The 12868-nt window shown below is 41.2% G+C and carries 10 protein-coding genes; 5 read left to right on the top strand and 5 right to left on the bottom strand.

Annotated features, from left to right (window positions below; translation table 11 throughout):
• Positions 1–423 precede the first annotated feature (423 nt).
• Positions 424–1029 carry a D-glycero-beta-D-manno-heptose 1,7-bisphosphate 7-phosphatase gene (gmhB, locus tag QZU58_RS08750; protein WP_294496081.1) on the bottom strand — a complete coding sequence of 202 codons (606 nt, stop codon included), beginning with the start codon at positions 1027–1029 and terminating at the stop codon, positions 424–426.
• Positions 1030–1146: 117 nt separating this feature from the next.
• Here gmhB and QZU58_RS08745 point away from each other — a divergent pair, with 117 nt between their 5' ends.
• The 5 genes from QZU58_RS08745 (at position 1147) to QZU58_RS08725 (ending at position 10570) form a co-directional block, all read left to right on the top strand.
• Positions 1147–3696, top strand: coding sequence for a hypothetical protein (locus QZU58_RS08745; protein WP_294496079.1), 2550 nt, complete (start codon positions 1147–1149; stop codon positions 3694–3696).
• A gap of 5 nt (positions 3697–3701) precedes the next feature.
• Positions 3702–4442, top strand: coding sequence for a response regulator (locus tag QZU58_RS08740; RefSeq protein WP_294461203.1), 741 nt, complete (start codon positions 3702–3704; stop codon positions 4440–4442).
• The gene (locus QZU58_RS08735) at positions 4426–6132 is read left to right on the top strand and encodes a HAMP domain-containing sensor histidine kinase (protein ID WP_294496077.1); all 1707 of its coding nucleotides are present in this window, start codon (positions 4426–4428) and stop codon (positions 6130–6132) included. Before QZU58_RS08740 ends, QZU58_RS08735 begins: the two co-directional genes overlap by 17 nt.
• A 191-nt stretch (positions 6133–6323) precedes the next feature.
• Positions 6324–8303: an LTA synthase family protein gene (locus tag QZU58_RS08730; RefSeq protein WP_294496075.1), complete on the top strand. Its 1980-nt coding sequence runs from the start codon at positions 6324–6326 to the stop codon at positions 8301–8303.
• A gap of 455 nt (positions 8304–8758) precedes the next feature.
• Entirely contained in the window at positions 8759–10570 is a 1812-nt protein-coding gene (locus QZU58_RS08725; protein WP_294496074.1) for a sulfatase-like hydrolase/transferase, read from the top strand.
• 99 nt (positions 10571–10669) lie between these two features.
• On the opposite strand, the gene QZU58_RS08720 is transcribed toward QZU58_RS08725, so the two are convergent.
• The 4 genes from QZU58_RS08720 to QZU58_RS08705 form a co-directional block, all read right to left on the bottom strand.
• Entirely contained in the window at positions 10670–11095 is a 426-nt protein-coding gene (locus tag QZU58_RS08720) for a ribonuclease E inhibitor RraB (RefSeq protein ID WP_294461210.1), read from the bottom strand.
• A 278-nt stretch (positions 11096–11373) separates the two neighbouring features.
• Positions 11374–11946 (bottom strand): transcriptional regulator, encoded by a 573-nt coding sequence (locus QZU58_RS08715; protein ID WP_294461212.1) that lies wholly within the window; start codon positions 11944–11946, stop codon positions 11374–11376.
• 231 nt (positions 11947–12177) lie between these two features.
• Positions 12178–12516 carry a P-II family nitrogen regulator gene (locus QZU58_RS08710; protein ID WP_031580065.1) on the bottom strand — a complete coding sequence of 113 codons (339 nt, stop codon included), beginning with the start codon at positions 12514–12516 and terminating at the stop codon, positions 12178–12180.
• Positions 12517–12776: 260 nt separating this feature from the next.
• Positions 12777–12868 (bottom strand): hypothetical protein (locus tag QZU58_RS08705; protein WP_018748561.1); only part of this gene is annotated, 92 nt, incomplete at its 5' end.

Genomic DNA, 12868 nt, shown 5'->3' with positions numbered 1-12868 from the left:
TTCGTTTTTAAAGAACTTTTTTCGTTTCGCTCTGTTCAGCGAACGATGTGTATTTTAGGTTTTTTATTTTTTTCGTCAACACTTTTTTTGAATTTTTTTCAAAAAATTTTATTTTTGTACAAATTTTGACTTTCCGCACACTCTCTGTACATTTATATGGATTTTTTTAAAATTTCCATCGCATTTTCTTAAATTCATGTGCCTCTGACTCAGATTTTCTTTCGTTTTTCGTACTCTTCTCCGTTTTATTCACATTATTTACCGTCTTCATCATCACTTCCCCAATCTCAACAAACGGACTGTAGAATGAAACCCGGGATCATTTAACAGAAAGATGCCACCATGTTAGCGTAACCGACATGGTGGCATCTTTATCGTATGAAAGTTTAGTTTCGGCCCGGAACACCTGCGAACCGTAACGACTTAATGATCTGCGGGCTTTCTTTTTCTGCGGATTACCATATCACCGTTACCGTTTATATCCGCCAAGTCTTTTGCAAGAGCCATAAGATCCTTATAAACTCCGGTTGCCTTTTTTTCATCCTCCGCAGAAATGGCATGACCGGAACGAACCAGATAGTTCCGCTTAATTCCCGCATTCTTTCCGCACTCAATGTCAGAGACCGTGTCTCCAACCATAACGGATCTGCCTAGATCAATGTCCAGCTGCTTTACCGCATCGAATATCAGTCCTGCCTTCGGTTTTCTGCAGTTGCAATCGACCTTGTACTTTCCTATTCCCTTCTCCGGATGATGCGGACAGTAATATATACCATCCAGTGTTACACCTCTGTCAATAAGACACCAGTCCATCCATTCTGTCAGTTTCAAAAAATCTTCTTCGGTATAATAGCCTCTGGCTATACCTGACTGATTTGTAACCACAACCAGTGCGTACCCCTTATCCTGAATAATCTTCAGTGCCTCAATGGAATCTTCAATAAACTCAAATTCATCTATGGTATATACGTAATCCTTTTCCACGTTAATTACGCCGTCCCTGTCCAAAAATACCGCTGCCTTCCCCATTGCTGTTCCTCAAGATTTCTGCATGTATGATAAAATTAGTCTCAGATAGATGTGTTAATTATAGCAAATTGTTCCGTAGGTTTTCGTACAACCTTAAGCAGGTTTAATCAGACAGCCATGACCACCAGAAAAGTACTCTTTCTGGATACCGACATTCAGGTATCCCCGGAAATCCTAGAAAAACTGATAAGCAGCATGAGACCAGCTGAAGGAAAGCCCATTGCGATATTTACAAACCTTAAATGCAAACTCCTTCGTACCGTAAACCTCAACAACCTTTCTCTGCATCTGGGCGTAGCAAGAAGATGTGCAGTCCTTGAACAGCAGACATTTAACGCAGACAGAATCTGCTCTATTTTCGGTTCTCTGACGTCAGACGGAATTCTCATCGTCATAACTCCGATACCGATACAACTGAAAAATTATTTTGCGATTTATACACAGTCTGAAATTTTTGAAATATTAACAGTCTCTGACGCTCTTAATACACCAACCCTCTTGTCCCGTTTTTTTAATGACATTAATGCGGCACCGTTTTCTCATCCGGGAACCGCGCCCCCTCAGCTTGATCCAGATCAGAACCGATTCATAAGCATGGTAGTCTCACTCATGAAAAGCGGAAGGGAATTTACGGTTCACCTGGATGGTGAGCGCGGTTCAGGGAAAACCACGGCAACCCTCAGACTTGTTGATACTCTTGTGCACAACATGTTCAGATGTGGAATGTACAATGCTGGTTCAAGGGATCTGACATCAAGATACACGGATATTCCGGGATTATCAGTCATAACTGATGATAATGCATGTGAATATGTGGACAGCATCGATCTGCTTATCATTGAAGAGGCCGCTGCTCTTCCAGTTGCAGTTCTGGAATCTCTCCTGAAAAAATATGGAAGAACTGTTCTGGTAACCACTGATTCAGGCTACGAGGGTTCGGCAATGGGGCTCAGACATCACCTCTATGATCGCTTTGGAATCATCAGTTTACACCTTCACGGACATTACAGAAATCTTCACGATACGGCTGCGGAAATACTTGATGCAATATTTTTTAATTCACCGGTTAATCACAGGGTTATCAAGAACAATGGACGTGATATTCTCCCTGCACAAACAAAGAATAACATTACCACCTCCAAAGAAATAATCCACTGCAGGAAAATAAGTCTGGATCCTGATAATAACAGAATAATCGTCTCCGCATCAGGAGCTGAACTACTGAACACCAATGCAGGAAGACACATCCTATACCTGATAAACAGACTGCTAAGGACAAACCACTATGAACAGACTCCGCAGGATCTGATACGATGGCTAATTCAGGAGGAAACAAGCCTTACCTTTATGTTTATCGGCAAAAACAATCAAGATACCTGCGACACAGGCCGGAATTATACTGGATATGAAGCTGCGACCGATGACAAAAGCCTTAATTCAGTGTTTTCAGACAATAATGACGGCAGTACCATCTATATTAATAGAAAGGATATTCCTGCACCTGTCACGGAAACTGCTTTATTCGTTGAAGATAATCTGCCGGAAAACTGTTTCCTTCTGGATTTCGGAACTGATGATAACGTGTATTTTTCCAAAATATCTTCCGATAAAGCTGGTTCATGGCCGGAATGCAGAAATCAGCTAAACTGTCAGGAAATGTCCGCAAGGGCTCTCTCACGATTCAGAACCGGAGAACATATGACGCTAGCCGGAGTTACGATATCTACCGAGGAGGGGCATATTGAAAAAACTCTGGCACACGACATCATGATGGGAACCCGCCAACCCAGAAACAACCTGTGCCCGCAGACTCTCATAACACAGTGTGGAATTGAAGACGCCGGAAATTTCGGTTATCTGAGAATAGAAAGGATAGCCGTGATTCCTCAATTTCGCAGAACTGCGGTAGCCACAGGCATGATACGGCATCTGCAGAACGCAGCACCGGCATTTAACTATGATTTTCTGGGAGTATCTTTTGCACTAAGTACGGGCACGACAAAATTCTGGCTTTCCAATGGTTTTGTTCCGGTTAATGTTGGTCTGACTCCTGATAATGCCAGTGGCAGAAGATCCCTTCTTATGCTGTGGGAGAGTGATTCTCCCTGTAACGAAAATAAAGCCTTCAATGCCAGACAAGCCTTTCAGCTCTTTAAAAAGAAGCTGCCGCACCTCATAATACCTTTCGGTCTCGAACATGATTCAGCCGTTTTTGTGGATATAAATGTACGTGGCATCTCGGAACTTTTTAATTCTGATGTCGCTCTCAATTATAAAAATGATGTCACTCCGTGCAAAAACAGCCCCTTATCTGAGTGTGATAGAATACCAGGAGTGGAACTTTCTGACGATTTGAGTGAATCCGTTGCGTCAGATGCCAACAGGCTCCCTACAAAAGGGGATTTATTTCTTAAAAAACAGTATGTCGGCACGATTAACAGCATTATTAACGGTCACCACAGTCTTGTTCACAGTATATATGAATTAAAATTGATGTTCAGCAGCAGTCCTGATGTCCATAAACTGACGGATGAAGAAAAAGATGCATTCCGCCTGTTTCTCACTTTCGGAATGACAAAGAAAAAGGAACTTCAGCATTTACTTAAAACAGACGGGGCAAAATCAACACTTAAACAGCTTCGTAACATTGTAAGAAAAATGGGATAGAAATAATGACAGACACGGTTAATATTCTGGTAGTTGACGATCATGCAGACATCAGGGAACTTATCAAACGCTTTCTTGATCAGCACTGCTACAATACCTTTACCGCATGTGACGGCGAGGAAATGAGAAGCATTCTGAAGGATAATCAGATAGACCTTATTGTCCTTGATCTTATGCTTCCGAAAGAAGACGGTCTGTCAATCTGTCGCAAACTGCGTGAAAACGGCAACAACGTTCCGATTATCATGCTTACGGCCATGATAGGAGAAACCGACAAGATAATAGGTCTTGAACTCGGAGCAGATGATTATCTTACCAAACCGTTCAACCCTCGGGAACTTCTGGCACGAATTAAAGCTGTTTTAAGACGCAGTGAGGGAAATCAGAAACAGGAGCAGGACAACAAAAAACCATTAAAACATTACTTCTTTAACGGATGGACACTAGATGTCTTGAAGCGCGAACTTATTGATTCTGATAAAACAATAATTTCCCTATCCACTGCCGAATATGAACTTCTCATTACATTTCTGCAGCATCCTCAGGAAACACTCTCCAGAGACCAGCTCCTTGATCTGGCTAGAGGCCGGGAAGCACAGGTTTTTGACAGATCAATCGATACGCTGATAAGTCGTCTGCGCAAAAAACTGAAAACTGAAAATGACACCGGCAATGAAATAATCAAAACCGTCTGGGGTGGCGGCTACTGCTTTATTGCAGAGGTAACCGATGATCAGAATCAGTAAAATAATTCCTAAAACCCTGACATGGAGACTTATTCTTACCTCCGTCAGTGTGCTTATGGCTGTCCAGTTTATAATTATCGTGGTCTTTGTACTGGATATGCGACAGAACTATGCAGAAAATGCCCACCGAATGACTCTTCTCAGAGTGCTGAGTACAGCCAGGGTTCTCGATCACAACGACCCGAAAATATATCATGAATTCATTAAAACCAGACTGACACGCGGACTGTTTGCCAATATCACTTCAAATCCGATAATTCCCAATAACAGAAACTCCGACTACGAAAGCAAGATCCGTGAGGAACTTCAGGATGACAGCAGAGAGATTTTTATTGAGACAGATACAAAATTTGACGTAAATACTGAAAACCTGGATTTTAAGGAAAAGGAAAGCCTTAAAGGATTCAACTACGTGGCAAACAAGAAACCGGATAATCTGTTCTACGCACCGGTTTCACCAGAAAGAGAGCCTTTTCCACAGGAAAAACCTCCGTTCCGCAGGTCACAGCATCTACCTCCTTATCACGGAGACTCGCATCATCACCATGGTCCACGCCACCCTGGATTTATGCCTCCACCACCTCATGAAAGACACTATTATGACGTCTTTGTAAATCCGGAAGCTATTCACCATGGAAGAAGGCATGACGTAAAATCCAGAATAGCAACGATAGAAAACAACAATCCGTTTGATGACAGGGTATTGCCTAAGGAGCCGCCGACAGACAGTAAGGTATCAATATTCGGATCCATCAAACTAAAGTCAGGATACTACCTCACATTTGTCTGCTATGAAAACAACATGCTTCTGCCGCATCTTTCATCACTTACAGTTTTCTCCATATCATTGGCAACCATCGTCGGAACCCTACTGTTTTTCCTGCTCTTTACTGAACTTACAAGACCGTTAAAAAAACTCATGCTTCAGGCAGAAAAGCTGAGTTCGGACTATCGTACTCCTCCGCTTGAAACAACCGGTCCCAAAGAAATTCAGGATCTGCAGCATTCATTTAACCGCATGCAGGAAAATCTTGCAAACTTCATTGACGATCGAACCAGAATACTCGCCTCAATATCTCATGATTTGAAAACACCTCTGACCAGTCTCAGACTGCGAACCGAGTTTCTTGAAGAAAATGAGGACACGATAAAGCTTAGGGAAACCATTGATACCATGACGGAAATGGTCAAGGCAACCCTGCTGTTTGCACGTGGCGAAAACAATGCTGACGAATCCAGGGAAATTCATCTTCCAAGTCTTATAGAAAGCATCTGCAACAACTACACGGATGCCGGAAAAAACATAAGTTTTGAAGAATCCGGTGCTTTCAAGCATGCAAATAATTTCTTCTGCAGTTCCACCGACATCCATCGTATCCTGCAGAACATAATAGACAACGCATTTCAGTATGGAACAGAAGTAAAAGTAAAGCTGGAAGAAAAGGATGATGTAATAAGCATTTACATTGCCGACAATGGTCCGGGAATACCCGAAGAAAAGCTGGAAGAGGTCTTTGCGCCGTTCATGAGGCTTGATGAAGCGAGAAACACCCAAAGCGGACATGTGGGTCTCGGTCTCTCAATAGTCAGAAACATTGTTCTGAAACAGGGAGGACAGATAAAATTGCGCAATGCAGTACCTCACGGTCTTGAAGCAGTAATTTCCTACACATGTCATAACCATGGATAATAAACTTAATTTAGAAAAAAATATCAAAAACATGGCATTGTAGAGAATAACATTCCGACTGTCGCCCCGCTTTGCGGGCGCAGTCTGCGTTACCTCGGAATAAAAAACTTTTCCGTAACAGTAACAAAAATAATGCGTACTGAGAACTGCAGATGCGCTTAATAAAATAACTAAACAAAGAGAGCAAACATATGAACAGAACACTCCCTGATCATGATCCCTCAAACAAAAAACATCATCCGATAAGTAAATATTTATTTCCCTATCGTCATCTTATTTACTTCATTCTGTTTTTTATAGCTGTATATGCCTTAATCAGAGTTGCCGGAATAGTAATATACCGTGAAGACATCAATATGGACGAAGTACCTAAACTTCTCTTTAACGGGTTAAGAACGGATCTGTCCGGTCTCGGATATATTCTGGCCTTACCGGTTCTGCTGACTTTTCTGGCGTCATCCCTGCCTTACGGAATCGGTAAAATTTTCCTTTTTGCCGAAAAAACCTACCTGCTTATCACCGGCGCTCTCATTTTCTTTCTCGAAATGTGTACAATCCCCTTCATGGAGGAATATGCAACCAGACCTAACAGACTTTTTTTGGAATACATGATTTATCCGGCTGAACTCGCCAAACTTCTGATTAATGGCCATTTAGCTGCTGTCATTACCGTTTTTTGCCTAATGAGCATTTTTGTCCTGTTCTTCTTCAGAGCCCTTAAAAAAATTACCCTGAAACACGTACCGTTCAATCTTATATCAGTTATGATTTTTGTGGTTCTTGGCACTATTACATTTATATCTGCCAGATCCTCATTTGAACACCGTCCTTTTAATTTGGCAAAGGCTATTTTCTCATCAAATCAAATTGTTAACTCTCTGACTGCCAATTCCGGATACATGCTGGCAACATCCGTAAAATCCATGATGTCTGAAAAAGCCTGCACATACAAACCTCTTACTCAAGAAGAAATAATAAAAGAAATTCAAACCGACACCGGATTTGACTATACCCCTGCAACTTCAGAGAACCCGACTCTTAACCGTCTTATTCCCACAAATACCGGTGCAAGGAAAAATATCGTCATTATTCTTGAAGAAAGTCTGGGAGCTCAGTTTGTGGGTTACCTTGGAGGAAGCGGACTGACACCTAATCTGGACAGAATTTACGGCGAAGGTTACGGATTTACCAACATGTTTGCCACAGGTGTCCGTTCAGTACGTGGCATAGAAGCGGTTACCTCAGGATTTACGCCTACGGTGAACACTTCAACGGTAAAACGTGAAAAAACACAGAAAAACTTTTTCAATCTGGCCTCCGTACTTAAAAATGAGGGCTATCAGAACTCATTCATATACGGCGGAGAATCGCACTTCGACAACATGCGCTCATTCTTTCTGGGTAACGGGTATACCAAAATAATTGACATAAACAATTATGACAATCCTATATTTACCGGTTCGTGGGGAGTTTCAGATGAGGATCTTTTTAATAAGGCTTTGGAAACCTTTGATGAAATGCATCGGCAACAACAGCCTTTTTATTCTCTGGTTTTCACATCGTCAAACCATGATCCCTACGAAATAAAAGAGTCATTCTCACATAATGTCAGAAACAGGGAAACTGCAATAAAATATGCTGATTACGCTCTTGGCAAATTCTATGATGAGATTAAAACGAAGCCATATTTCAATGACACCATATTTCTGGTCATTGCAGATCATGACGCCAGAGCATGGGGAAGTGAACTTGTCCCAGTCAATCATTTCCACATCCCGGCAGTACTTTTCGGGGCTGGCATTGAACATAAAACCGAATCACACGTTGTCAGTCAGATAGATATACCAAAGACCCTAATGTCACTTGCCGGAATAGAGGCTGATGTTCCTACAGTCGGCTACGACCTAACGCAGCTTCCAGATGGTTTTGAAGGCAGAGCTCTGTTACAGTTCTACCAAAACTTCTGTTATCTTAAGGATGACGGCTCTGCAGTAATGATCCTGCCGGATCAGAAAGTTGTCTCCGCAAAATATGATTTTTCCACACAAACACTTACTCCAACAACAGAGAACAATTCACTGGAAAAAAAAGCACTCGCCTACGCACACCTTGGAGAGTTGAGTTACGAACACGGATTTTTCTTAATTGAGAACAAACAATCACGAAAATAATATCAGCCTGTACATATCTTAAAAACGCACACGGGATTCTCATACTACTGAATTGAAATCTGACATATGGGAAGTACGTTTCGGACTTATTTAACCGAAACGTACTTCTGTAATTACAGCGTAATTTACCAATTAAGCCGTAAAGCAACCCAAATCAATGCGGTGAATATTAGTCTCCGTACTGATAAATGAATAATACCCCGCAAATTCATCATTGACCTCCGTATCAGGGTTGCCTTGACTTATAGCGATGCTTATAATCGCTACACGGGTTTTTTCATACTGTCAAGAACGTAAAACGATGGTTATGTTTCTTTCATCAGAATACTGATTTAAAAACTGATGTTACGACATTTATTTCTCCGTAAGACAGTTAATCCCTGCCTCATATGCAAAAGATAAAGGCAAAGACTCTAACGAAACAGAATAAAGATAATAAATTTAAGAAAACATAAATGCATTTAATTATAATCACCGCAGTACTGGAATCCATCTGTCTTACACTTCTGGGCATATCACTTCTTCCCATACCACACACTGATATTCTGCCATCAGTCTATCTGTTTCTTGCCGGATTCTCAAATACGGCACTAATATGCTTTCTGATTAATCTTCTGACCGTATATCCTTTCCACAGAGCAGGGCTCAACAAAACTGCACTTGTCATATCATGGGCTGTGTTCATGCTGTTTTCAATTATTGCAGTTACAGATTTCAAGATTTACGGAATATACAGATTTCACCTTAACATGGCCATGCTGGACCTGTTTCTTAACGGTGGCGGTGACGTAATCGCTTTTTCTGGAACAATGTGGATGTCCATTATAGGGTACTGTGCTCTGGTGCTCATCGGTACACTTACAGTAGTTATGACCTCAGCCCGCATAAGCCAAAAAATAAAACCGGCAGGAACAATCATAATACCGATATTCATCCTAGTCACATTCCTGCTCTGTAACATAACTCATGCGGTAAGCAAGGGACTCGGAATAGCTTCCGTTTACCGGAATTCCGAAGTAATAGGACTTTACTATCCTCTAACCGCAAGCAAACTATTCAGAAAGCAAATGGATGGGTTAGCCGAAAACACAGTGGACACTGGTAAAGGCATTATCGACTATCCGAAACATCCGTTGCGTTACTCAGAGGCCATTCCAGGCGGCAACCTCCCAAATATCTATATGATTTACGTGGACGGACTTCGTGCAGATACGCTAAATTCAGATAACATGCCTTATCTTTATGAAATGGCACGAAATAATCTTAATTTTACCGAACATCTGTCCGGCGGAAACGCCACCCGTAACGGAATTTTTTCACTGTTTTACGGCCTTCCAGGCAGTTACTGGAACAGAATGCTCAATTCAAACATTCAATCCATTATGATGACGGCGCTTCAGGACAGAGGATACGAAATCAACGCCTTTGCAGGAGCCCAGATGTACAAACCGGAATTTGACCGTACAGTATTTGCAAACGTTAAAAACCTGCGCATTGAATCACACGGCGGAAGCGTAAGCGAAAAAGATCAGGATGCCATCAGGGACTTCAAGAGTTTTATTGATAAGAAATCAGAAAGGCCGCAATTTGCCTTTGTTTTTCTGGATAAGCTCCACTCCAATGAACTAATCGGTGAGGAAAGGGAACATAAAAAGTACCCTACTCCGTGGAACAATCCAAACTATCTTGCCATAAACGAAGATTTTGACAGGGATATATTCTTTAATCTGTACAAGAATGTAGCCCATGTCATGGACACCCAGCTTCAGGATCTGTTTGCATATATACAAAACAGTAACATGTGGGACAACAGCATAATAATCGTATCGGCAGACCACGGTAATGAATTTAATGACAACGGGCTTGGATACTACGGGCATAACTCAAACTTTACCGATGCCCAGCTTCATGTTCCCCTGGTCATACATTGGCCGGGTAAAGCTCCTCATGAGTACCACCATATCACAACCTCCTATGACCTTACTGCCACACTGCTGCCGGAAGTTCTGGGGGTAACCAACGATACGAGTGATTACACCATCGGTAAATCATTCTTTGATGAAGGTGCCAGGGATCCGATTATCAGTTCAAGTTATCTTGAAGATGCAATAATCAAAAAGGATTACATCATCATAAGCAACAGCATTAATGGAATAAGAATTAAAAACAAAAACTACAGTGATTCGGACAGAAACCTTTCGGAAGAGGACAGAAAGGATCTTTCACGCAAACTGGAAATAGACAGAACTTACGTTCATCATAACTAAGCAGTTTTACTCAATCTTAAAATCAAGGGAACACTCCCTTGATTTTCTCGGAAGCCCCACATCAATAATTCCGGGCAACGACAAACAGTTCTTTAAAGATTATTCCTCATCATCGTCAAACTGGGTACCCCAACCGTCATATGCAATTTTGTATTCGTTGCAGAGGGATACAAGCTTGGTGATTTCATCAAAAATTGCCTGACCGTCAAGCTTTGGATGGGTAATAATAATGGAAACACTGAAGAAGGTTTCATTATTTTCTTCATCAAAGCATTCATCGGGATCTTCAATGTAAATCTCATTTCCAAATGCATTATTCACTTCAACTACAAACTTTTCCAGATTGGCAAAATTAAGGGAGCTGAAGTAATGAATAATGTCATATTCCTGATCCTCCGGATTTCCGTCGGCAAGAATTTCTCCAACAATATGATCGGTCATTGAATAGAAAGCATCCAGATCATTAAATTCAGCGTAATCTTTGATTGCGGATAAAGGACCGCGATCTTCATAATCTAAAGACATAAAAAAATCCTGTCAGCTATGTAAAAAATCAAAATCATCATGAGGAAGTCAGTGTTTCGAGATCATAAAAGACTGCGTAGCAGAATCAACGTAAAGTAGCCAGAAATTTATTAAACCACCTGCTATTGAAAACAACCCAGTAAAGGAGTCTTAACCTCAAACCGATAAAATTTCCCCGATTCCCGCCTGTAATTATATTACAAGCCGTTCGAAATAAATAAGAATTTCATAATGTACGCAGTTAACTGCACTAACCGGCATCACACATACAAATATAACTAGAGATTACAGTTACGAAGCTGTTTTGCATAGTTACCTGCCGTAGTTTCAACCTTTCTTGCCAACTGCTGAAGGCTCTTATTTTTTGCATGGGTCTTCTTGCGATAACCGCCCCACCCCTCATGATAATTAAGATACTGATTATAAACATCGGTAATCTTAACTTTATTTACCTTATTGGTTTTGAGTATGTACCAGCTTATAAAATCAAGAGAATCGGCAAAATCATCCCTCGATGAGAAAAATCCTCCTGCTTCACTTACATAATCATCCCAAACAGGATCCTGAGCCTGAGCATACCCGTAGGCAGAACTGCCACGTCCGTAAGGAATGAACAGAAACCAGCGCATTGGCGGCTGTGCATCATCAACATACCCGGATTCATGATACATGAAGGACATTACTATATTTATTGGGACGCCACGTTTTGCATAAACATCCTGAGCATCATCATACCAGCTGCTCTTCTCCTTAAATATTTCGCACAGATCCTTAGGCTTTTTCGGAGGTGTGGTACTGCAGGCACATAAAGTCAGTGAAATAACAAGGAAAAAGAAAAAATGCTTTATCATGCGTAACCCGAATGTAATTAAATGAACTGATAACATATCGTAGTATTAATCAGTACATAAAAAAACTATCATTTATCGAAAATGAGGAACGAGAAGTAATTCTTGGAAATATTGACTAAAATCAAGGAAGCGATAAGCCACGCTGATAGATTTAGAAAGGCAGTACAGCACTGCAGATTCGGGGCACCGGAAAGGTGCCCAAAATAATAAAAGAGATATCGACGAGATTAATTAGATAGCCTCATCGTTTTCTTCCCCAGTACGAATTCTCACTACACGATCCACAGAGGTCACAAAAATTTTACCATCACCGATTTTACCAGTGTGAGCCCCCTGGGTTATGGCCTCAATGCAGCTGTCTACATCCTCATCCTTTACAACAATTTCAAGCTTGCACTTAGGCAGGAAATCAACAACATATTCAGCACCACGATATAACTCAGTATGCCCCTTCTGACGGCCAAACCCTTTTACCTCTGTCACGGTCATGCCTGAAATCCCCTTTGAACTTAGGGATTCTCTAACATCATCCAGTTTGAAAGGCTTAATAATGGCTGTTATCTTTTTCATATAAAATCCTTGGTGAACACAACTTATGTAATGATTATACTTTGACGGATAAAAAAAATAAATAATCAACTTGACGCAAATAGCAATACATTACACAAAAACGGTCAGATTACAAATCAGCAGTCACCGCTCATGGTAAAAGGTAACTGGCTAAGCTGAGACCTACCACTGCATTACGTTATGCCATAATTGAAAAAGCTCCGAATCATTGATCCGGAGCTTTTATCATTTATAAAAAATGAATTTCAGTGAAGTTCAGATTATTCGATAACCTTAGCAACAACACCAGCACCTACGGTACGGCCACCTTCACGAATAGCGAAGCGTAAACCCTGTTCCATAGCGATTGGGT

It is taken from the genome of uncultured Ruminobacter sp., assembly GCA_902764345.1.
In the GTDB taxonomy this organism is placed as follows: domain Bacteria; phylum Pseudomonadota; class Gammaproteobacteria; order Enterobacterales; family Succinivibrionaceae; genus Ruminobacter.
The sequence above is the reverse complement of the archived record's forward strand: the minus strand, read 5'-3'. Positions and strand labels throughout refer to the sequence as shown.

Excerpts from the sequence above, each read along its gene's own strand:
- gmhB (WP_294496081.1), bottom strand. The coding sequence starts at position 1,029 with ATGGGGAAGGCAGCGGTATTTTTGGACAGGGACGGCGTAATTAACGTG.
- QZU58_RS08745 (WP_294496079.1), top strand. The coding sequence starts at position 1,147 with ATGACCACCAGAAAAGTACTCTTTCTGGATACCGACATTCAGGTATCC.
- QZU58_RS08740 (WP_294461203.1), top strand. The coding sequence starts at position 3,702 with ATGACAGACACGGTTAATATTCTGGTAGTTGACGATCATGCAGACATC.
- QZU58_RS08735 (WP_294496077.1), top strand. The coding sequence starts at position 4,426 with ATGATCAGAATCAGTAAAATAATTCCTAAAACCCTGACATGGAGACTT.
- QZU58_RS08730 (WP_294496075.1), top strand. The coding sequence starts at position 6,324 with ATGAACAGAACACTCCCTGATCATGATCCCTCAAACAAAAAACATCAT.
- QZU58_RS08725 (WP_294496074.1), top strand. The coding sequence starts at position 8,759 with ATGCATTTAATTATAATCACCGCAGTACTGGAATCCATCTGTCTTACA.
- QZU58_RS08720 (WP_294461210.1), bottom strand. The coding sequence starts at position 11,095 with ATGTCTTTAGATTATGAAGATCGCGGTCCTTTATCCGCAATCAAAGAT.
- QZU58_RS08715 (WP_294461212.1), bottom strand. The coding sequence starts at position 11,946 with ATGATAAAGCATTTTTTCTTTTTCCTTGTTATTTCACTGACTTTATGT.
- QZU58_RS08710 (WP_031580065.1), bottom strand. The coding sequence starts at position 12,516 with ATGAAAAAGATAACAGCCATTATTAAGCCTTTCAAACTGGATGATGTT.